This window comes from Sinorhizobium terangae (genome assembly GCF_009601505.1).
Taxonomy (GTDB): Bacteria; Pseudomonadota; Alphaproteobacteria; order Rhizobiales; family Rhizobiaceae; genus Sinorhizobium; species Sinorhizobium terangae.
The window spans coordinates 27,879-48,894 of the sequence record NZ_WITC01000007.1 but is presented as its reverse complement, the minus strand read 5'-3'; the positions used below and the strand labels follow the sequence as shown (position 1 = coordinate 48,894).

The 21,016-nt window shown below is 62.0% G+C and carries 22 protein-coding genes; 9 read left to right on the top strand and 13 right to left on the bottom strand.

What is annotated here, in order from left to right:
• The first annotated feature begins 283 nt into the window (after positions 1–283).
• Together GHK62_RS00890 and GHK62_RS00885 are read left to right on the top strand one after the other, a co-directional pair.
• Complete coding sequence (locus GHK62_RS00890; RefSeq protein WP_153436486.1) at positions 284–628, top strand: hypothetical protein; 345 nt, start codon at positions 284–286, stop codon at positions 626–628.
• A complete protein-coding gene (locus tag GHK62_RS00885) occupies positions 625–2,250 on the top strand; it encodes a methyl-accepting chemotaxis protein (protein WP_153436485.1) in 1,626 nt (541 codons plus the stop codon). The genes GHK62_RS00890 and GHK62_RS00885 overlap by 4 nt, the downstream gene beginning before the upstream one ends.
• 169 nt (positions 2,251–2,419) lie before the next feature.
• On the opposite strand, the gene GHK62_RS00880 is transcribed toward GHK62_RS00885, so the two are convergent.
• The 6 genes from GHK62_RS00880 to GHK62_RS00855 all read right to left on the bottom strand — a co-directional run bounded on the left by GHK62_RS00880 (position 2,420) and on the right by GHK62_RS00855 (position 10,883).
• Positions 2,420–3,145 (bottom strand): hypothetical protein, encoded by a 726-nt coding sequence (locus tag GHK62_RS00880; RefSeq protein ID WP_153436484.1) that lies wholly within the window; start codon positions 3,143–3,145, stop codon positions 2,420–2,422.
• Positions 3,146–3,165: 20 nt separating this feature from the next.
• Positions 3,166–4,350 (bottom strand): gluzincin family metallopeptidase, encoded by a 1,185-nt coding sequence (locus GHK62_RS00875; RefSeq protein ID WP_153436483.1) that lies wholly within the window; start codon positions 4,348–4,350, stop codon positions 3,166–3,168.
• 33 nt (positions 4,351–4,383) lie between these two features.
• The gene (locus tag GHK62_RS00870; RefSeq protein ID WP_153436482.1) at positions 4,384–5,151 is read right to left on the bottom strand and encodes a TfuA-like protein; all 768 of its coding nucleotides are present in this window, start codon (positions 5,149–5,151) and stop codon (positions 4,384–4,386) included.
• A gap of 8 nt (positions 5,152–5,159) precedes the next feature.
• Positions 5,160–6,398, bottom strand: coding sequence for a YcaO-like family protein (locus GHK62_RS00865; protein WP_167528116.1), 1,239 nt, complete (start codon positions 6,396–6,398; stop codon positions 5,160–5,162).
• On the bottom strand, positions 6,382–9,477 hold the full coding sequence (locus GHK62_RS00860) for an ATP-binding protein (RefSeq protein WP_153436480.1): 3,096 nt from the start codon (positions 9,475–9,477) through the stop codon (positions 6,382–6,384). The genes GHK62_RS00865 and GHK62_RS00860 overlap by 17 nt, the downstream gene beginning before the upstream one ends.
• 278 nt (positions 9,478–9,755) lie before the next feature.
• Positions 9,756–10,883 carry an ATP-dependent DNA helicase gene (locus GHK62_RS00855; RefSeq protein WP_153436479.1) on the bottom strand — a complete coding sequence of 376 codons (1,128 nt, stop codon included), beginning with the start codon at positions 10,881–10,883 and terminating at the stop codon, positions 9,756–9,758.
• A gap of 312 nt (positions 10,884–11,195) precedes the next feature.
• Between GHK62_RS00855 and GHK62_RS00850 the strand changes: the two genes are divergently transcribed.
• The 4 genes from GHK62_RS00850 to GHK62_RS00835 all read left to right on the top strand — a co-directional run bounded on the left by GHK62_RS00850 (position 11,196) and on the right by GHK62_RS00835 (position 14,202).
• Complete coding sequence (locus tag GHK62_RS00850) at positions 11,196–12,284, top strand: AbrB family transcriptional regulator (protein WP_153436478.1); 1,089 nt, start codon at positions 11,196–11,198, stop codon at positions 12,282–12,284.
• 199 nt (positions 12,285–12,483) lie between these two features.
• A complete protein-coding gene (locus GHK62_RS00845) occupies positions 12,484–12,858 on the top strand; it encodes a COG4315 family predicted lipoprotein (protein WP_153436477.1) in 375 nt (124 codons plus the stop codon).
• Positions 12,842–13,396, top strand: a complete 555-nt coding sequence (locus tag GHK62_RS00840; protein ID WP_153436476.1) for an RNA polymerase sigma factor — start codon at positions 12,842–12,844, stop codon at positions 13,394–13,396. The genes GHK62_RS00845 and GHK62_RS00840 overlap by 17 nt, the downstream gene beginning before the upstream one ends.
• A complete protein-coding gene (locus GHK62_RS00835) occupies positions 13,393–14,202 on the top strand; it encodes an anti-sigma factor family protein (RefSeq protein WP_153436475.1) in 810 nt (269 codons plus the stop codon). Before GHK62_RS00840 ends, GHK62_RS00835 begins: the two co-directional genes overlap by 4 nt.
• 53 nt (positions 14,203–14,255) lie before the next feature.
• Here the strand turns inward: GHK62_RS00835 and GHK62_RS00830 are convergent, their stop codons facing one another.
• The 4 genes from GHK62_RS00830 to GHK62_RS00815 form a co-directional block, all read right to left on the bottom strand.
• Entirely contained in the window at positions 14,256–14,642 is a 387-nt protein-coding gene (locus GHK62_RS00830; RefSeq protein WP_153436509.1) for a nitrile hydratase accessory protein, read from the bottom strand.
• A 13-nt stretch (positions 14,643–14,655) separates the two neighbouring features.
• The gene (gene nthB, locus GHK62_RS00825) at positions 14,656–15,315 is read right to left on the bottom strand and encodes a nitrile hydratase subunit beta (RefSeq protein WP_153436474.1); all 660 of its coding nucleotides are present in this window, start codon (positions 15,313–15,315) and stop codon (positions 14,656–14,658) included.
• Entirely contained in the window at positions 15,312–15,953 is a 642-nt protein-coding gene (gene nthA, locus GHK62_RS00820; protein ID WP_153436473.1) for a nitrile hydratase subunit alpha, read from the bottom strand. Before nthA ends, nthB begins: the two co-directional genes overlap by 4 nt.
• Before the next feature lie 103 nt (positions 15,954–16,056).
• Positions 16,057–16,578, bottom strand: a complete 522-nt coding sequence (locus tag GHK62_RS00815) for a GNAT family N-acetyltransferase (protein WP_380785518.1) — start codon at positions 16,576–16,578, stop codon at positions 16,057–16,059.
• Between the two features lie 165 nt (positions 16,579–16,743).
• On the opposite strand from GHK62_RS00815, the gene GHK62_RS00810 reads away from it, so the two are divergent.
• A complete protein-coding gene (locus tag GHK62_RS00810; RefSeq protein WP_153436472.1) occupies positions 16,744–18,027 on the top strand; it encodes an SDR family oxidoreductase in 1,284 nt (427 codons plus the stop codon).
• A gap of 2 nt (positions 18,028–18,029) precedes the next feature.
• On the top strand, positions 18,030–18,506 hold the full coding sequence (locus tag GHK62_RS00805; protein WP_184108563.1) for a DUF2269 family protein: 477 nt from the start codon (positions 18,030–18,032) through the stop codon (positions 18,504–18,506).
• Here the strand turns inward: GHK62_RS00805 and GHK62_RS00800 are convergent.
• Complete coding sequence (locus GHK62_RS00800; RefSeq protein WP_153436470.1) at positions 18,498–19,091, bottom strand: LysE family translocator; 594 nt, start codon at positions 19,089–19,091, stop codon at positions 18,498–18,500. The two genes, GHK62_RS00805 and GHK62_RS00800, sit on opposite strands and share 9 nt — an antisense overlap.
• Before the next feature lie 505 nt (positions 19,092–19,596).
• On the opposite strand from GHK62_RS00800, the gene GHK62_RS00795 reads away from it, so the two are divergent.
• Complete coding sequence (locus GHK62_RS00795) at positions 19,597–20,325, top strand: class I SAM-dependent methyltransferase (protein WP_153436469.1); 729 nt, start codon at positions 19,597–19,599, stop codon at positions 20,323–20,325.
• Between the two features lie 27 nt (positions 20,326–20,352).
• On the opposite strand, the gene GHK62_RS00790 is transcribed toward GHK62_RS00795, so the two are convergent.
• On the bottom strand, positions 20,353–20,583 hold the full coding sequence (locus GHK62_RS00790) for a hypothetical protein (protein ID WP_153436468.1): 231 nt from the start codon (positions 20,581–20,583) through the stop codon (positions 20,353–20,355).
• 155 nt (positions 20,584–20,738) lie between these two features.
• A complete protein-coding gene (locus GHK62_RS00785) occupies positions 20,739–20,948 on the bottom strand; it encodes a cold-shock protein (RefSeq protein WP_173509830.1) in 210 nt (69 codons plus the stop codon).
• Positions 20,949–21,016 lie beyond the last annotated feature (68 nt).

The following is a 21,016-nucleotide window of genomic DNA, read 5'->3' as shown; positions in this document are numbered from 1 at the left end:
GAACCTGACGCGGAAGAATCATCCGCTAAGATGACCGGCGCAACGCGAGAAACAACTTGCTCTCACCTTTAGCCGCTTAACGCTAAATCAATCATTTTGGCAAATTCTGGACGCGCAACTTGCGGACAGGGAAACGCTTCGTTGCGGAACAGACCTCTACAGCGCCGCGCGTCTTATCAGACGAGCAAGGCACTGTAGCACTTTGAATTGCTGCATGTTTTATCCTTAAATCGAGTAGGTTTTAAGGAAAACGTGCGGTAGAGGAGCACGGGAAAATACCACCATGGCGATCCCCCAGGATGATCACGGACGGCGCGGGGAACGTCCGGTCAACAAAACAGCGCTTTGCCTCCATTTTCTGCTCTTCGTTCTTCTTGCCCTGTCCGCTTGGGCAATGCCCCGCGGCCCCTTCGTGCTTGTGGTCACGCATCCGAACGACCCGCCGCAAAAGGCCATATCGCTTATTGCTGCCGCCGGCGGTTCCTTCGTCGGCAGCGGGGGGCTGCCGTGGATTTCGCTGGCGCATGCCAACTCCGAAGATTTCCCGGCGAGGTTGCTTCGCGCCGGCGCACTGCTCGTTCTCAACGCAAGCCTCTCCGCCGCTTGCTCGCAGGAAAGTTTAAAATGAGCGCTCTCGAAGAAATTCGCCAAAAGGTGTCGCCGGGGATCATCGCGCTCCTTTGGATCAACGTCGCACTGATCACTATTACGACTGTCATGCGCGCGGACGGCTTCGACCGCTTCGCCGTCGGCGCCGCGGTAGTCATCGTGGTATCGGCAACCGTCGGCTGGATCCGCGACAGGACGGGGCCGACAACCCGGATCGTGACGGCAATGGCTCACGCCGCCACCGTTGCCCTGCTCGTCTTCGCCTTCTCCGGCTCGCCGCTGCAGATCGACATGCACATGTATTTCTTCGCCAGCCTTGCGATCTGCGCCGCCTGGATCGATTGGCGCGCAATCGTCGGCTATGCGGTGCTGGTCAGCGTTCATCATCTGCTTCTCTATTTCGTCTCGCCCTTCGCGGTTTTCCCGCAAAGTTCCGATTTTTCGCGCGTGCTGCTCCATGCAGTCATCCTGACGCTGGAAAGCGCGGTTCTCATCGCGATGGTCTTTTCGCTGGTCTCCGCATTGGTCTCGGCGGAAAAGGCGACGCACGAAGCAGAGGAGGCTCATCGCCAGAACGCAGCGCTGGCCGAGCAGGCAAGGGCTGCCGACCTCGCGGCCGAAGCCGAGCGCGTGCGTTTGACGGCGGAAGCGGACGAGACCGCTCAGATGCGCCTGCAAGAGGCAACGGCAGGGCTTGCCACCGGCCTGCGCCGGCTGGCAGCGGGCGATCTCGCCTTTCAGCTCACCGAACCCTTCGCCCCGGATTTCGAGGCGCTTCGCCACGACCTGAACGGAGCGGTCTCGCAGCTCAGCGAAACCTTGAAAGGCGTGGCACACGCGGCAGCCGCTATCGACGGCAACTCGCACGATATCAGCCGGAGCTCAAGCGAGCTTTCGACACGCACCGAACGGCAGGCGGCGTTTCTGGAAGAGACCGCAGCCGCTCTTGATCAGATCACCGCCAATGTCACCCACGCATCCAAACGGGCGGAGGAAGCCCGCCTCGTCGCGGCTCAGGCCAATAGCAGCGCCCTGCAGTCCGGCAGAATCGTCTCCGAAGCCGTCGACGCCATGGGCCGGATCGAACAGTCGTCGACGCAGATCTCCGGCATTATCGGCGTCATCGACGATATCGCCTTCCAGACCAATCTGCTCGCATTGAATGCCGGCGTGGAGGCCGCGCGGGCGGGCGAAGCGGGCAAGGGATTTGCCGTCGTCGCGCAGGAAGTACGCGAACTGGCGCAACGCTCGGCGCAGGCAGCCAAGGAGATCAAGGAACTCATCCGCAATTCGAGTGCCGAGATCCAGAACGGAGTGAAGCTTGTCAGCGAGACCGGCGCAACGCTGCGTGCGATCGAGAACTATATCGTGACCGTCAACGAACACATGGACGCAGTCGCGCTCTCGGCGCGCGAACAATCATCGGACCTCGCCGGCGTCAATTCCGCGGTCACCCAAATGGACCAGGTTACCCAAAGGAACGCAACAATGGTCGAGGAAGCGACCGCGGCGGGCGCAGCGCTCGCCGACGCGGCGGCCCGGCTGCGCGAACTGATCGCGCACTTCCAACTGGCGGACACTTCGCTCGCGCGGACCACCGTTGGCGCACCTCGTTTCTTTTCCGGCGAGAAGGTCGCGTAACGCTTTGCGCGCGCGTTTTTGAAGAACGACGAGATTCCGGCGACGCCTGGCGGCATCCCGGTTGGCTGGCGTGAGATAGAACGTCGATGCCGCATCGATATCGACGTTGCTCGTAAAGACGATGCGCCCGACGGGTGTTGGCCGCCGCGTCGAGCGACCTGCCAAGACATCAATCGCGTTGGCGCTGCGGCGCCAGCGACATCGCCTGCGCATAGGCCAGTGGCGAGCGGTTCCCCGGCATGTTCTCGTCCAGGATCAACGTTTTCAGGTCATCTGAGCGAACGTCGAGAGCCACCGCCTGCTCCAGTTTGTCGACTGACCAAACGACATAGCCAAGCTTGGCGCTGTATCCACACTCCCATCCGCAGTTGCAATCATGTTTGCGCTCACTCCCACGCTCGTCTTCGGTTTCGCGTTCGCATTCACATTTCGCCGCGACGATTTTGTGCGGGGAGACAGGTAGAATCATGATTTGCGGCTTGGGGAGTTTGTAGCAATGCCCTTCATAGGCATAGCCATAAATTACTCCAACGCTTTCAAAGCCCTCGCTCACCCCAGTGGAAACGGATAAATAATGGAAATATTTAGATGCTATTACCCCAACAATAACGTTGTCTGCAGAAATTACTGTTTTGTTAAGCAAATCTTCAATAACAACTTCCATCACTTCGATAAAATCACCGTAATTATCGGGTGAAATTTTTGGATTTTTTCCCAAAAGTTCTCCGATTTTTTCCTTATAATAAGCATGCGCTTCGACTGAATCTTTTGGCTTTCTAACGATATTACCGGGCCTTCCGTAGAGCCTTATTTCTCCGGGATTGTAGGGACCCGTACGTCCCGTTATCTCACCCGGGTCAGTGAACAAACTTGGATTTCCACAGCAATCACTCATGCTCCACTCCTTTCCCAGCTCTATCTTTGACTGATGATCTCACGCCATGCGAAATTGGCTTCCAGCAGTTCGGCGGTCGCCCCGCTTGCGGCGGAAATGACAGCATTTGCCGCCTGATCGAGCCGCAACGTGTCTGGATCGAGTGTCGGCAGCGCCCCCGCAAGCGCTTGTCCGACTGCATCGCGGGCAGCGGTCAGCGCCAATCTGAAGAACATCGGTTTGACCTGGAAGGCCGCCGCCGTCATCTGGCGGAAACGGTCGAATTCATCCTGTTCCAAATCTCGAATATCGAAATCCAGAAGCCGCGTGTCGGCGCAGTCGCGCTCAACCAGTTCCCGATGATAAAGCTCGACGATGGTGTCGAAGATGGCGCCGATGAAAGGGAGCGCCCGGTCGTGCACTTCGCGCGTCGTCTCGGACATGCGGCGAAAATTGGTGGCAAGACGGATCTGGGTCTCGGGACTCGTTTCCGCAAACCGATTGAGCTCGTTGTAAAGCAGCAGATTGCCTCTCGTTCGGCGCAGCAGCCGGTCGATGGCGGAGTCGAACTGCAGAAACGAGATCAGTGACACCACGTCCGAAAAGGCTTCGGAAAATGCAAAGAAGTCGCTGTCACGCAGAGGGGCCGTCGGGATCCCCGTCTCGGAAAGGAGGATAATGTGACCGATTTCATGCGCGATCGTGTCGAAATTCAACGCGTACGGCCGCCTTATACCCTCGACGTCGGAACACCCCAGTTCCAGGAAACCGTAGCCCGCGTGGGCGTTGTCCCAGTTTACAAAGGCGATGATCTCAAGTCTCGGAAAGGTCTGCGCAAAAAACCACCGGATCGGGTGACCCAGATAGCTCTGCCAAATGTCAAGGACGAAACGCACGCAGGCATAGGCATGTACGCTGAGAAACGCCCTTGAGTTGGGTGACAGATTGTCGAAGTGGCGATCCGGGCCAGGCATTGCCGGCAGACGCTTCGCTCCATCGAAGGGCGGGAATTGATTGAAACCGTAAGGCTGCTTGTCAACGAGCGGATCGACCACGTAGACGGTCAAATCGCTCGGCCCCTCGCCGATTTCGTCCCGCGGTATCGACAGCCACACACGATCCGGTTGCTCATATCCGGGGATGAACGGGGGCTGGGGATATATCCAGAAGCGCGTGCCAAGACGCGCGTTTGCCGATCCGAGGGCATCGTCCCCAGGCAGACGCATTGCACAATCGCCCCCCGATGGAAAATCTGGCAATTAGAGATTCAATTTATAAGTGTTCACTAAATTTGAGTCAATGCCGCCCGCCTCGAGGTCCCGCATGAAGGTATTCGTCGCGACCCAGGAATCAGGCGCGCGCACGCTTTCACGTTGCATTGCAAGATCTGAAGCGCATTGCAGAGCAAGAAGCGCGTCGCGCTTCTTCTGCCTTACGATATCATTTCTCAGCCTCTTGGCCTCGTCGTCCCGCCACCCGCCGGTCCGCAAGACTGCATCGAACGAGCGTTCCCGAAAGTTCATCTCTCGCGCGATCGTTGTGAGCAGACGACGCTCCTCGGCTCCGATAAGGCCACGGCGCATCAGGCTCGACAATGTTCGCTGAATATCAACGAGCGAGTCCGTCAGTGGTGGAAAGCCCAGTTCGGCAGGGCCCGAATGAACGGCAACCGCATCGTCCGGCGCAAGCCGCCAGCGCCGATACCACCGATAGATGAGGCCGACGCCGACCATGCCGAAGTTGCTGAGTTCCGCCGCCCTAAGCGCTCCCATACTGGCGGCGCCGATCACTGTGATTCCTTGCGCCATTGCCCATAGGATTTCCTTGTGCCGCACGGCCGGCCGGTCTTCGAATTGTCCGTCGATCAGAACCATCGCGCGCGGGTGAAATGCATGGGCGGCAAGCAGAATGTCGCCCTGGGCGACAGGCTGCAGATAGATGGCGTCGAGCACTGCCTCCGCTTCCGCGAGCCTCAGTGTCGGTCCGAGAAACACCAGGATCGGGCCCTGATCGCTCGTATCGCTCATTGTCATCCTCATCGCAGAATGGAAAAGGGCGTCGCTCCCGGCAGGATGACCCTCACGCAGTGCACGCCCGTTTCGCAGTCGGAACCCACCGGCACTGCCAGTATAGGTCCAACTCGTGCCGCCATTGTTTTCTCGATGAGCGCAGCAAGATCGTCGACGATCGGTACTTCGCCCGAAACATATCGCGCCGTGGACGCTCGCTCGACAATGAGTTGGCGCGCCTGGGAAACGACCGCGTCCATGCTTCTTCGATAGTGGCCTCGGGTCTGGTCGTCGCGAGCGCCCGATATCGCGCCGGCGCGCGCCGAGAGCGCCTCCAGCATCGCGCTCGCCGCGGCTGCAGCGACGCTTGGACCCGCCGCATAGCCCTCGGTCGGGAGTGCCAGGATTGGTTCGCCGGGCCCCGTTTCGATCGCCTGGCACCAGACGACTGGAACACCGGTTGGCGAGGGCGCCAGCCACAAGCCGAACGATACCCCGCACTCCCCAGCAACAGATCCTATGCGGTCGACACGGTCCCCCAACCCCGAGGGGGCGATCCGCATGCGATCGAAGAAGCCATGCGTGGCGAAGGCACGCGCCATGGCGTCGCGCTCGATGCATTCGAACAGCCCGTGCAGGAATGCGCCATAGGCCGACGTATGGCAGGCAAGACCGGTCGTCGTACGGATGAACAGGCCGTCTCGGGCGGGCGGCGGCTCGGTATAGCGGGTATGTACAAGTTCAAGGGGAACAGGCTCAGCGGCCCCGGTGGCGATGTCGATCCCGGTGATCCAATGGATCTCCCTGGTCCGCCAGTTCGAGCCGACCCCGGGTGCCAGAAGCTGTTCAAACAGCCCTTCCGCCAGTCCGATGTCGTCGGCAGAGGCGAGGAAAACGCGCTCGGCTGGAACGGACTCGGCGAAGAACCGCTCAAGCGATTCCATGATCGCACCCAACGCCGCCTCCGACATGGCGAGGCCGCGCCCGAGAGACGTCACTTCCGAGAGCGCTGCCGGCCGAACCACCTGGACGACCGGGAGGCCGATCCGGTCGAGCCCGGTCAGGTCCGCGACCCGCGTTATCCGCGCTCGGCGACAGAGCGGCAGAACCCTCCGAAGGCAGTGTTCGGCCTCTCCCGGCCCTGTCTGCGTTGCGAAAGGACTTCGCAGGCCGGAAAGAATCGCATCCCGAAATCCGGAAAGGGCACCACCCGAGCGCGATCGTTCCTTCAGCGGCAAGTCTTCGGGTTCAACGCTCGATGACAATGCCAAGCTCCCGGACCGATTGCCTGGCCCGCTCCGCAAGCGCCTCGGCGCCCTGATCCTCGGCAATTTCGATAGCGGCGCGCAAATCCGCGGCGACGATATCGTGAGGTGCCTTGGCTCGAGCATGGAGAACCGCACGGCATCGATGGAGTTCGGGGAGCCAATAGGCGTGGTGGGTTTCCTTCGCCTTCTCGATCGCCTCATTGGCGACATCGATCGCCGCCTCGTATTTCTGCGCCAATCCCAGCATCATGGCGTGCATATAGAGGTAAATCGGAAGGTCTATGACCGTGCCGAGTTGCTTCAAAAGCGAAAGGCCGCTTTGAAACGTCTCGTGGCCACCCGCTAGATTTTCGAGATGAGCCTCGGCCCAGCCGCCGAAAAGAAGCGACAGGCCGGAAAGCGACTGCATCTCGTGCTGGCTCGCAAATTCGGCCATCCTTCCGGCAACGTCCGTAAGCCGCTGAAAGTCGTTGCGGTAGAAGGCGGACACCGCTTCCGTGTCCAGCGAATGCGCTGTGCTCGGCGCATGCGCAATCCTTTCAACAAAGGCGATCATTTTTGAAAGCGCCGCGTCCGATGCCTTTGGCTGGCCCGTCAGCCACAACGAAAGCGCCAGTTGTCCGAGGCCGCAAACCTTGGCGTCATGCCCGCCATAAAGCGTGCGGCTCGTCTTGGCCGATTGCTCGTCATAGAGCGCCAGCCCCGCTTCGATCGCCGCCTGGGTCTCGCGATGACGGCCGAGATTGAAATCGATGGCCCAGATGCAATGGTTGACCTGTAGCCTGACCTCCGGATCCTCCACTCCGGCCAGCATTGCCTGCACCTGCAGCGCGCGATCGTGCATGGCGGGAAAATCCGCGCCCGTCAGCCACCAGCCCCAATAGATCGGGAACCATTTCGGCTGGTCCTCCATCGGTTGCCGGCGCGCGATCGCCACGCCTTTTTCATAGAGCTGACGCGCCGGCTGCGAACTCATTCCCACCATTCCGATGAGGATCGGTCCCAGGGCGACCAGCGCCGAAAGCTGCAGCAGCTCGACCGCGTGCCCATCGCCCATCCGCTCCGCGAGCGTCAGCGCGTGTTCGAGATATTGGCGTGCCTCGACCATCGCCGAGCGGCTCGAGCTCTCCTTTCCCGCCGCAATGAACAGCTCGATCGCGCTTTCGAGAAGCCCCGCCCGTTCCGCATGCTCGGCGAGCTCGCCGGTATCGATCCAGGCTGCGAGCTGGCGGTCCTGGCTGATGGCGCCAAAAAGGCGGCGATGCAATGTCTGTCGCTGCTTGCGCAACAGCGCGTTGTAGATCGTCTCCTGGATCAGTACGTGCCGGAAGCCGTAGGCGGTGCGCCCCGGCGCCCTGATGCGAATCAGGAATCCAGTTTCGCAGAGGGTATCGGCGGCACTTGCCAGCGACTTCTTGCTGAAATCGGGTAACAACGCGTGCAGCACCGGCAGCGTGAACTGGGGGCCCGCAATCGCACCGGCCCGCGCCACATCCCGGGCGGGACCTAAGTGCTGGAGGCGAGCGTCAAGGATGCTCTCGAAGGCCGAGACGTGGCTGGGCTTGACGCTTTCCGAGAGGTTCATCGTGTCGGCGCCCACGTTCTGCGACGCCCACTGGCAAATCTCTTCGATGAAAAGCGGAACGCCGCCCGATATTCTTTCCGTCACATCGAAAAGTTCGGGAAGCATGGCGAGCCTGTGCTCCGGCCATCTCGCCCTGATCGCCAGCCGCGTCTCGTCGCGATCGAGTGCTTGGAGGGTAATACGCGTCGGATTTGCGGCATCGAGCCAGTGCACCGGGCTCCCGGACGGTTGGTGTCCCGTCGCCTGCGATCGCGGGCGCGAGGTGACAACGAGCAGGATCGGAAGTTCGCGCAAGACCTGTGCGGCTTCCGCCAGCAGATCCTGCGAGGTGGGGTCGATCCAATGCACGTCCTCGACCACGACGACGATCGGTCCGTTCTGGCAGGCGGCCTTCAGCGTGCGGAACACGGCGCGATGCGCCTTTTCGCGGACCGCCTTCGGATCGCTGCCTGACAAAAACTCGTTTCGCCCCTGCGCTCCGAGCAGGTAGGCGAAGACGTCCGTTGCTTCCTCATCGTAAATGCCGTTGCGTTCAAAGAGGTCCGTCACCGCGGCCGCCGTCAGTTGCCCGTCGGCTTCCGAGATGTCTCCCGGAATACTGTTGCGCAGCGGATGTAGCGTCGATCGGAAACCGCCGGGAAGGCACTGGAAGAAAAACAGCTTTGATCGCCGGTCGCGCGTGTTCCGGCGGACCTCCCGCAACAGCCGGGACTTGCCGATACCAGCCTCTCCCACGATAAGCAGCACCTCGCCCTCACCGCCAAGCACGCCCTCCCAGGCCGCGGCGATCGCAGCCATCTCGCTTTCGCGCCCGATGAAAGGACCACCGAGCCTTCCATATGCGTAAAAGCGATTGACCTCGATCTTGTGCCCGAGCGCGCGCCACACCTTCTCGGGCTCGGAAAATCCCTTGAGCGTCTTGCTGCCCTGGAACACGAAGGCATGCGACCGCCCCGCGAGATTGCGCGTGCCCTCGGAGACCAGGACGCTGTCCGGCTCAGCGATGGATTCGAGCCGGGTTGCCATGGCGAGCGCCGCGCCGGTGACAGCTTCCTGCGTCCAATTCTCCATCTTTGCTTCGTTGACGAGCGCGATCGACGTCGCGACGCCGACGCGAACGTGCAAATCGTCACGCTTCACCTCGTGGCCGACGCGCCGGCAGCCTTCGATGATGTCCAAGCCGGCGCGGATGGCGAGCGAGGCCGCATCCTTCGCGTCGAGCTCGATCGGAAACAGCGCCACACCGCCGTCGCCCGCCTCGTGCTGGATGATGCCGGAATGGGAGGCGATCGATTGTCTCGCCGCAGCCGCAAAGGCGCTCATCAGTTCCTGATAGTCTTCGATGTCCATGCGCTGGAAGAGATCGGTCGAGCCCACGAGGTCGTAGCAGAGCGCGGTTACGATGCGCCGCTCGCTGTCATGCGTGGATGAACCGCCCCGTGCGCGCTTGGTCAATCGTCGTGGTGTGTTGGTCCGACTCTCGCGAAGCATGCACCACTCCCGCCCCCTGCCGTCCCGCGACTAGCCGGTCGCGCTACCGCATGATCTCGTCCATGATCAGATTCCCGCGGAGGCTATCATGAACAACAACGCCGCACCCGCCCAAAAACGCACAAGATGCTGTCTGCCAGATTCTCTCGTATTAGCAAATACTGATCGATGGCGGTGGAATGTCAATCTGCCTGCGGCGCCAATCGGATGCGGACAGGTCATCCCCAACACCGCGATCAGTGCATGGATTATCCGCCGGCTTGGCCGGCATTCCTGCCTCACCGGACGATCGTCAGCCGCTCCGCCGCGCGGGTGATCGCCGTGTAAAGCCAGCGTTCGCGTGTGTCGCGAAAGGCAAAGCTCTCGTCGAAGAGCACGACATTGTTCCACTGCGAGCCCTGCGCCTTGTGCACCGTCAGCGCGTATCCGTAGTCAAACTCGTCGTAGCGCTTGCGGGTGGACCAAGGGATCTCGCCTTCGACATCCTCGAAGGCGGCCTTCAAGAGCTTGATCTTCGCCGCGCCGCGATCCATGTCGTCGTCTTCCGGGCGGATCATCAGGTTGATGCCCGGCTTCACCGTTTCTTTCGAGGAGCTCATCACCTGCCAGAGCGAGCCGTTGAGCAGCCCCTTGGCCGGGTCGTTCCGAAGGCAAACCAGCTTGTCGCCGGATTGCGGATATTCGCTGGTGAAGCCTTTCAGCTCGCGAAGCCGCTGGTTGTAGCGCCGCCGCGTCCTGTTGGTGCCGACGAGCACCTGGTCGGCCTCCAGCACCAGTTCCTGCGTCACCTGCCCTCGCCCGATCACCTGCGCCGTGCCGTAGTCGCCATGCATGATCTCGCTGCCCTCGCGCACCTGCATGGCCAGCTGGATGATCGGATTGTCGCGCGCTTGGCGGTGGATATCCGTCAGCAGGTAATCCGGTTCCTGATTGGTGAAGTAACCGCCGCCCGAAACTGGCGGCAACTGTCCCGGGTCGCCAAGAACGAGGATCGGCGTGCCGAAGCTCATCAGGTCCTTGCCGAGCGCCTCGTCGACCATCGAACACTCGTCGACGATGATCAGCGCGGCTTTCGCGACCGGGCTCTGCCGGTTGATAGAGAACATCGGCGCGATCGAGGTCTTGCCGGTTTCCTCGTCCTCCACCTCCTCCTCTCCGCGCGGCCGGTAGATCAGCGAGTGGATGGTCTTGGCATTGCTCGCGCCCTTGGAACGCAGCACCTGCGCTGCCTTGCCGGTGAAGGCGGCAAACAGCACCTCGCCGTCCACGTGCTCGGCGAAATGGCGGGCAAGCGTGGTCTTTCCGGTTCCGGCATAGCCGAACAGCCGGAAGAGCGGTGAGCGCCCTTCCTTCAGCCAGCGCGAAACGGCCTGCAAGGCCTCATCCTGTTGCGGAGCGAACTGCATGGCCCGCAGTGTCAGGATTCGGGGGCGGTGCGCAAGTGCGGATTTCGCAATCACGGCCCTCGACGAGGCAGCTTCTAAAAAGGACCCATCCGGCTGTGGCACTTTTTTGCGGTGCACCTTGAACCGGTCGCAAATGCTTCTACCCTGCGCGGCATTCAACGCGGCTAGAAGCAGTGGCACCATGAAATCGCGCAGGCGCTTTTTCCCAAAATCGATTTCCGATTTTCCGCTTATGCGCTACCAACCGTTCCGAACCCTGCGCCGCCATATCGTTCGCCCGCCGCACACGCCAGCGAACACCGGAGAAGGCCTTTGAGACCGGAACACCCCGCAACGCCCTCCCCGCCGGAAAACGCAGGGATCGGTCGATTGCCGCCGGCGTTGCAGTGGTGCGTGCTCGCACCTTTTTCGGCCGTCTTTACGGCGATACTTGAGACGATCGGCCTTCCGGCCGGACTGCTGATAGGCCCGATGCTCGCCGGCGCGCTCGTCGGCATGAACGGCGGCACGATCCGCCTGCCGCGTCAGCTCTACTTCTGCGTCCAGTTCATCCTGGCGATGATGATCGCCGGTTCGATGACGCCCGCGCTGTTGGTCGCCTTTTCCGGTAACTGGCTCCTCTTCCTCGCCGTCGTTCTCGCCGTCATTGGCGTCAGCACGCTTTGCGGCTGGATCATGACGCGGATGCGCATCCTGCCCGGCACGACCGCGATATGGGGCTCCTCGGCCGGTGCGGCTTCGACCATGCTGTTGATGGCGGATGCCTATGGTGCCGATGCGAGGCTGGTTGCCTTCATGCAGTACTTGCGCGTCGTCTTCGTCGCCAGCGCCGCCACGCTGGTCGCCCATCTGTGGGTCACCGGCGCCGAGGTCAGCGCCACGACCGACTGGTTTGCGCCGATCGCCGGCCTCCCCTTCCTGGCAACGCTTGCCGTCGGCCTTGCCGGCGGCTTCCTTGGCAAGGTCCTGCGTGTTCCGGGCGGCGTCTTCCTCGTGCCTTTCGCCATCGGCTCTGTTCTCAACATCACCGGCGCGCTGACGACGGAACTGCCGCAATGGCTGATCGCGCTCTGCTCCGTCATGCTCGGCTGGAACATCGGCCTCGGTTTCACGCGTGCGATTCTGGCCCATGCGCGCCGGGCACTGGTGCCGACGGTCATCTCCATCCTGGCATTGATGTCCTTTTCCGGATTGCTTGCGGTTCTCCTGATCTTCGCCGCGGGCATCGATCCGCTGACGGCCTATCTCGCCACCAGCCCCGGCGGCCTCGATTCGATCGCTGTCATCGCCTCGTCGAGCAATGTCGATTTGTCCTTCGTCATGGCACTACAGACGGTACGGGTGCTGATCATCACCCTGCTCGGCCCGGCTCTCGCCCGCTTCGTCGCCGACCGCGCCTGAGCAGACGGTATCGCGCTCCTGTGCGCCGCGAACGGTTCCTTCCCGCAGCCGCCTCAACCATCACGAGCGCATAGGGAATAAATCCTGCGTCCTCCGTGTCTTATCTGTGAACCTGCCAGAACGCGGTTCCGCTTCAGCGAGGACGGGACGAGGGAATCCTTGCCCCGCGAGAGAAACCTATTGAGGAAGGAAGGCCCCCATGAGAACGTTTCCATTAGTCATCGCCATTTGCCTTGTCGCAAGCACTTCCGCCCTCGCCGCACCGCCGGTCAAGACGGTTGAATCGAAAAAGGGCAATGTGCTGGCCGCAGCGAACGGCATGACGCTTTACACCTATAAGGACGACCACGGTGGTGTTTCCAGCTGCTACGACAAATGTGCGAAGAACTGGCCGCCCTTCCTGGTCGAAGGAAAAGCCATGGCCGAAGGCGGCTACACCATCGTCGACCGCAAGGATGGCGGCAAGCAGTGGGCGAAGGATGGCATGCCGCTCTATTTCTTCATCAAGGACAAGAAGATGGGTGATGTCACCGGCGACGGTGTGAAGGGCGAATGGGATGTCGCACGGCCGTGACGGTCAGGAGGGGGGCGCGGGGACGGACCCCACCGCCCCCGATGCATTCGAGGAGGGAGTCCTCGCCCTGATGCCTGCGCTGCGGCGCTATTCGCGCAGCCTCACCCGTTCCGATCCGGACGGCGAGGATCTGCTGCAGGATTGCGTCGAGAAGGTTCTGGCGCGCCGCGCGCAGTGGCGCGGGGTGAACCTGCGCGCCTGGGCCTTCACGATCATGACCAATCTCTACCGCAACCGGCACAGGCACAGGGCGCAGCATCCGGAGGTGGAGCTCGATGAGGACCTCGGTCTCGCCGCCACCGAAGACAACGCCGACCCGCTGGAGAAGCTGCGCCTCGAACGCGCGCTCGACAGGCTTTCGGCTGAAAACCGCTCGGTGCTGATGCTGGTGGTGATCGAGGGGTACCGCTACCAGGACGTGGCGGAGATGATGGCGATCCCGATCGGCACGGTCATGTCGCGCCTGTCGCGTGCCCGCCGCCAGCTCGCCGAAGCGATGAAGGACGACAACGTGGTTGCCCTGCGGAGACCGAAATGACCGACGACTTCAACACTGTCTCCGAAGACGAGCTGCACGCCTATGTCGATGGCCAGTTGAGCCAGCCGGAGCGGGAGCGCATCGAGGCTTGGCTCGAAAGGCACCCGGCGCGCGCAGAGGAAGTGCGGCAATGGCAGGCGCAGGCCGCGGCGCTGAAATCGCACTTCGCCAGCTACGCCCGCAGTGACGACAGCGATCGGGTGCTCGTCGCCACGCGCCGGGCAGCGCCCAAGGTCGGGGCGATATCGAGTGGCATTGTTAGACGCGCCGCCGCCGGTCTGCTGATTTTTGCTGCGGGCGCGCTCACCGGCCTCTATACACCCGCGATCGTGGCACCCGACAGGCCGCTTCAGATCGCTGAAGAGCGCGAAACACTGCCCCGGCAGGCACAGTCGGCGTTCCTCATCTATGCAAGCGAGGTGCGCCACCCGGTCGAGGTGGGCGCCGACGAGCAGGGGCATCTCGCCAACTGGCTCGGCAAGCGGCTCGACTATGCGCTGAGGATTCCCGATCTCTCCACACTCGGCTTCTCGCTCGTCGGCGGGCGGCTCGTTCCGGTCAACGGCAAGGCAGGCGCCATGCTGATGTACGAGGACGGCACCGGCCAGCGGCTGACCGTCCTTCTCGGCCGCGACACCGAGAACCGCGAAACGAGCTTCCGCATTGCCAGCCAAAGCGGCGTCGAAACCTTCTACTGGATCGACAGCGGGATCGGCTACGCCGTCACCGGCGAGGTGTCACGCGACCTTTTGCAGAAGGTCGCCCATGAATGCTACCGGCAGTTCGAGGGGTCATCAGAGTCGTAAAGAGAGGAGCAAGGGTGCGAGCAGAGCAACGCTTTACCGCACGCCCTGCCCGTTCACCTCAGCGGATCGTTCTCGATGATGATCGGCTTGCCGTGCGGCGTGGCTTCGGCCGCGCGCTGCCAGCTTCGGGTGAGCGCCTCGAGTTCACATCCGGAAGCGATGGAGCGCTCCGCTATCAGCCGGGAAAGTGCAGCCACCCAGCAATCGTAGTAATCGCTCGCGTCGGCCTTGCGGCCGGGCTTGTGGAGTTCGGCCGAGAGCGCTTCCGCCCACTCGCCCCAGGAAAACACGCCCTGCTCATGCAGGCTGAGGGCCATGGCGAAAGCGGCCGCCTGCCAGGGTTCGGCAAAGACGGGATCGCCCTCTGTGGATTTCGGCAGTTCCGTCGAAGCGAGCAGTGGGGAAGTGAACGCCGGTTTACCCTCCGCACTCCCGTCCAATCGCGAAGAAGTCTTACACACGCTCAAGATAGCTCTCCCAGGCGTCGATCGAGACCGTCAGCGTCGGATCCGCCGCCTCACCCCAGATCTCGCTGCCCTCGAACACGACCGTATAGACCCATTGCGGGTTCTCGCCCCAGCCGTGAGCATTGTCGTCCGGAAAGACGAAGCCACCCTGCACGGCCTCTACAACGCCCGTTTTGGCGCGGGCATAGCGCGGCAGGCGCGTGTGGGTTTCGGGATTGAAATTCTTCGTGCGCACCCTCTCTCCGACGACGAAACGCGGCGGCGGTGCGACCCGTCGGTCACAGGGACCGCCCCTGGCGAGCACGCCTGCCACCATCTCGGCCTTCAGCACCCGCTTTGGTTCCGTCCCCTTTTCCAACATACGGCCAGCGTCGAGTTCGGCCTGCGTGACAAAGCCATGGCGCTTGAGCAAGATCTCCAGCGCGCGGGTCCAGATCTCGTAATAGCTTGCCGACAGATAGGTCGCGGGGGGTAGACTTTCGCGCGCATGCCGGCTCTCGTCGATCGTCCATGCGCCGAAGGCGCCGCAGCAGAGCGTAACGCCGAGCGCCCGCTTCTCCCATTCCGCATGGAAATAGGGCTCGTCCTTTTCGGGCGCGATCGGCCCAAGACCATGCTGGCCGCCGAGGTCGTGCGGCCCGTTCATCGCACCACCTCCGGCGAAAGCGCGAGGCCGGTGCCGATCATCGAGTCCCGCGTCACCAAGTCGGCCAGTTGCTCCTCGTTGAAGCCTTCGGTTCCGTCCGGCCGTTCGGGCACGACGAGGTAGCGCAGTTCCGCCGTCGAATCCCAGACGCGAATCTTCTTCTCCGCCGGCAGTTCGAGCCCAAATTCGGACAGCACGCCGCGCGGATCGATGACCGCGCGCGAACGATAAGGCGGCGCCTTGTACCAGACAGGCGGCAGGCCCAGCACCGACCATGGATAGCAGGAGCAGAGCGTGCAGACGACGAGATTGTGCGTGTCGGCCGTGTTGAACACGGCGCGCATGTGCTCGCCTTGCCGTCCGGTAAAGCCGAGGCTCGCGATCGCCGCCGTTGCGTCGCGCTTCAGCCAGTCGGAAAACTCGGGGTTGCTCCAGGCCCTTGCGACAACGCGCGCACCGTTCCTCGGCCCCACCTTGGTCTCGTAGGTCTCGACGATCGCATCGATTGCCGCAGGGTCGATCAACCCCTTTTCCGTCAGCACCGTTTCCAGCGCCTTCACTCGCGCTTCGATGTCGGAGAAATGATTGTCGTGATGGTGATCGTGCCCATGGCCTTCACCATGATGATGTTCTGACATTCCGCCGCTCCTCTGCCGGAAACGCCGTTCTTTTTAGTGCATTAGCACAAGAACCGGAATCGATTTCTGAACCGATTGACACCGAAAGTTGTCACGATGGAACTCACTCGATGGGAACCTTGCCGAGGAATTCATGATCGAGCAAGCCCATCATCACATCGTCGTGCCACGCCCCGTTGACGAGGGCGGCCTCGCGCTCTCTCCCTTCGACAACAAAGCCGGACTTTTCATACGCCCTGATCGCCCGTTCGTTGTAGCTGAGCACACGTATTCCAATTCGATGAAGCCCCATCGGACCAAAGGCATGCCTCAGAAGAAGGCCGATTGCCTCGCTGCCAAACCCACGCCCAAGCAAGGCGCTGTCGTATATTCCGATTGCCATCGAGGCGCGCCGATCATGCTGGTCGACGCGGTCCAGCCTGATCTCACCAGCGCACCTCCCCTGAATTTCAATGATCCAGGCATGTGGGTGCTCACCCAAGTTCCGGACCCAGGCGGCCGCCTTGTCTCTCGTTATCGGCCGCACGTCTTCTCTGCTGACCCCGAACATTTCGGCGATCTTCGGATCGCTCCCTAAAAGAAGGCGAGCCTCGATATCCGCGTCACAAGGGGGCCGGAGCGTGATGCTCGGTCCTTCGAGAATGGGTGGCACCGCTCATCTCCTCATTCGCTGCTTTCCGACTGGCATGGCTCAGAAGAGCGGCAAGCACAAGCTCCGCTTGACATGGACGCTAGCGGCGAGGTTGCAAGCGGTACTTTCGCGCCTACCGGTTTCAGCTAAGGTCGTGCCATGAACGTCCTGATTCTCGGCGCAACCGGCTTCATCGGCTCCGCGATCGCAAGAAAACTCGTTGACGACGGCCACCAGGTCACCGGGCTTGGCCGCGACCCTTCGCGCGCCGCGGTGAAGATGCCTGTCTTTCGCTGGATCAGAGCCGACCTTGCCGGCATGACGGCGAGTGGGAATTGGCGAGACGCACTGGAGGGCCAGGATGTGGTCGTCAATTGTGCCGGCGCCCTGCAGGACGGCCTTTCGGACGACCTCGTCGCCACCCAGGAGAACGCGATGTTGGCGCTCTACGAGGCCGCACGCGACAGCGGACTGCGGCTTGTCGTGCAGGTATCGGCAGAAACCGAGGGCGCCGCCAGCGATCTCGCCTTTCTGGCGACCAAGCGCAGGGCGGACGCGGCGCTCGCATCGAGCGGGCTACCCTTTGTCATCCTGCGTCCGGCGCTGGTCATCGGCCGCAACGCCCATGGTGGCTCCGCGCTGCTGAGAGCCCTTGCCGCCCTCCCCTTTGCGATCCCGCTCGTCCATGCCGAAAATTCGGTAGCAACAGTCGCGCTCGACGATGTCGCAAACACCGCCAGCGACGCTGTCAACGGCGACCTGCCGGCCGGCTCCGATCTTGCGCTCGGCAGCGGCGAAGGCCTGACGTTGAAGGATCTCGTTGTCATTCATCGCCGCTGGCTCGGCCTCCCGCCCGCTCCGGTAATTGTCCTGCCGCCCGTCTTGGCGCGACCGGTTACCTGGCTCGCGGATGCGGCCGGCATGCTCGGCTGGCGCTCACCACTGCGCTCCACCGCGATGACGACCATGTCCGGCGGCATCGCGAGCAGGCCATCGTCGGATTTCAAGCCGGGACTGTCGTCCGCCGCTGAAATGCTGGCCGCCGCCCCGTCAGGCATCCAGGATCTCTGGTTTGCCAGGCTCTACCTGTTGAAGCCGCTGATTATCGTAGCCCTCTCGCTTTTCTGGCTCATCTCCGGCCTCGTGCCGTTTTTCGCCTTCGGTGCGGCGAGCATTCATTTCGCGGCCTTCCTGCCGGCGCCGCTTGCAAGCGCGGCGACGATCGCGACCTCTTTTGCCGATATCGCGCTCGGGCTTGCGGTTCTCGTCCGGCCCTCGGCAAAGCGGGCGCTCCTCGGCATGCTTTTGTTGACGCTTGCCTACCTGCTTGCGGCAACGCTTGCCGAACCTGCACTCTGGCTCGATCCGCTCGGCCCGCTGGTCAAGGTTCCACCGTCGATCCTGCTGACGCTCGCCGCGCTTGCCATACTGGACGAACGCTGATGATCCTTGAAGATCTGCTGAGACTTCTGCACGTGCTCGGTGCCACCGTGCTACTCGGCACTGGCGCCGGCATCGCCTTTTTCATGGTCATGGCCCAACGCAGCCGCGATCCGCGCATCATCGCTCATGTCGCCGGGACTGTGGTCATCGCCGATACGGTCTTCACCGCGACCGCGGTCGTGCTGCAGCCGCTGACCGGCTACGGGTTGGCGCGCGCGATCGGCTGGCCGCTTAGCGAGGGCTGGATCGTACTGTCGCTGGCACTCTATGTCCTGGCCGGCCTCTTCTGGCTGCCGGTGGTCTGGATCCAGATTCGACTGCGGGACCTGGCGAAGCAGGCCGTCGCAGCAAAGGCGCCCCTGCCGCCGGCCTTCGATAGGCTCTATCGCATCTGGTTCGCCTGCGGGTTTCCCGCCTTTGCTTCGGTGATTGCGATTTTCTGGCTGATGCTGACGAAGCCCGACATCACCCTATTTTAGCATCGGCCAGAGGCTGACGACGAGCAGCGCCGCCATGGTGATATTGAACCATTTGAGCCGCGACGGCTCCGAAAGCCATTGCCGCAGTGCCGAGCCGAAGCCAGCCCAGGTCGAAACGCTCGGCACATTGACGAGCGCGAAGACGAGACCGACGAAGAGCACACTGACGAGATAGCTGTCGCCGCTCGTGTACGTGGCCATGGCCGAGACCGCCATCACCCAGGCCTTGGGGTTGACCCATTGGAAGGCGGCCGCCTGCAGGAAGGTCATCGGCCGCGCACTCGCCATGCCCTCGCCAAGCGATCGCGACGAGCCGATCTTCCAGGCGATCCAGACGAGATAGGCGCCGCCGGCAAATTTCAGCGTGGTGTAGACGAGCGGTACCGAGTGGAGCAGCGCGCCGAGGCCGAGGCCGACTGCCAGCAAAAGCACGAAGAAGCCTACACCGATGCCGAGCATGTGCGGAATGGTGCGCGCGAAGCCGAAGTTCACGCCTGAGGCAAACAGCATCATGTTGTTCGGCCCCGGCGTGATCGACGTCGTGAAGGCAAACAGGAACAGCGCGAGCAGCGTATCCAGTTGCATGAATTTCCTCCAGCAGCGCGGCACCGCCGTGGCGACGCGCCACATCCATCTGATTTATCTTGGCAATCCGTCAGAACCGGAATCGGTTCTAGATAATTTAGGTCAGCCTACCTGCCGTAAATGCGATGACCAGCCAATTCTTGTCATGGTTACAAAACGGGATTTGGTGGGCGTCTTCGGACGGATGATCCGGCTTTTCGCCGTTTCCTTGTTCCCACAGCGCGGCGCGTCGGACGCCGCGGTCACAAGAATCCTGCCAGCCCAAGTGCTTGGGCTGAAAAGACTCTTCCGCGCCGCGGACATGGGCCGCTGCTGGATTCCCTGTGACAAACACAGGGATGACGGCGAAGAAAACTATGCTGCTGTCGTCTACGATGACCGGACGCGCAAACGTCGCTGTAGCACTTTGAACTGCTGCATGATTTCGTCCTTAGATCGATTCCGATTTAAGGGATCATGCAGTAACGCGTGGAAATTGGACGCGCGCACGACATGGAACGCTTGGATGGCACAAAATATCTACGACAAACCCGAATTCTTCGCGGGCTACGGACAGCTCCCGCGATCCGTACACGGGCTCGATGGCGCCCCCGAATGGCCGGCGATCCGGGCCGTGTTGCCGGACCTCAAGGGCCTGCGTGTGGTCGACCTCGGCTGCGGGTTCGGCTGGTTCGCACGCTGGGCGCGGGAAAACGGCGCCGCGCAGGTAATCGGCTTCGACCTTTCCGAAAACATGATCGCTCGGGCGAGGAAGGATACGAGCGACCCGGCGATCGAATACCGCATCGCCGATCTCGAGCTCCTGGCCTTGCCGGAGGCGAGCTTCGATTTCGCCTATAGCTCGCTCGCCTTCCACTACATCGAGGACTTCGACCGGATGGTGCGGACGATCCACGCGGGTCTCGTTCCCGGCTCGCGTTTCGTCTTCACGATCGAGCATCCGATCTTCATGGCACCGACGAACCCCGGCTGGTTGACGGACGCCGAAGGCCGCCGCGTCTGGCCGCTCGACCGTTACTCGGCCGAGGGGAAACGCGTCACCGACTGGCTCGCCAAGGGTGTCGTCAAATATCACCGCACGATCGGCACTACGGTTAACGCCCTCGTCAAGGCCGGCTTCTCGATCCGCCATGTCGAGGAGTGGAGCCCGAAAGCCGAACAGATCGCCGCTACGCCCGATCTCGCGGAAGAAGTCGACCGGCCAATGATGCTTCTCATCGCCGCCCAGCGTTAGGCAACGAGTATCCGGAAAGCGGATTATCTATTTCCGCTTTTGGGCCTTTCGCTTCTCTTTCGGCACAGGGGCAGGATTTGCCGCCTCCTCGGCGGCTTCCTTTTCCAGCCGCAATTGCCGGAGACGGGCCGTCTTCTTCTCGCGAGCGACCTTCTCCTGTTCCATAATGGCGCGCGAGGCGATCGTCGCCTGGTCAGCGCGGTCGGACGGAGTTTTCTTGCCCTGCTTGAAGACGCTGTTGGCCTGACTTTCCTTCATCAATTTACTCCTTACTGACGGCAACAAAAAAAGGCCGGGCGAACCCGACCTTCCCTCATCATCTCAACCTGCCAGTGCCAGTACATCCGTGGTCAAAGGCCGGGAGATGATAATCTCGTCTAATGCGATCATGGAGCACAATCGCGTGCGCAAACTCAAAGGGCGCGCAGGTTTTCCGCCGACGTCTTGCCCGTGCGGCGATCCTGAGCGAGTTCGAAGCTCACCTTCTGGCCGTCCTTGAGAGTGGACAGGCCGGCGCGCTCAACGGCCGAGATATGCACGAACACGTCAGAGGCTCCATCATCCGGCTGAATAAACCCGAAGCCCTTGGTGCTATTGAACCACTTTACTGTTCCGGAAGCCACGTCAGCATCCTTTCAATCGCTCATGGAAAAACAACATCGCGTTTCCGCGATGTATTGAAACCGATTTT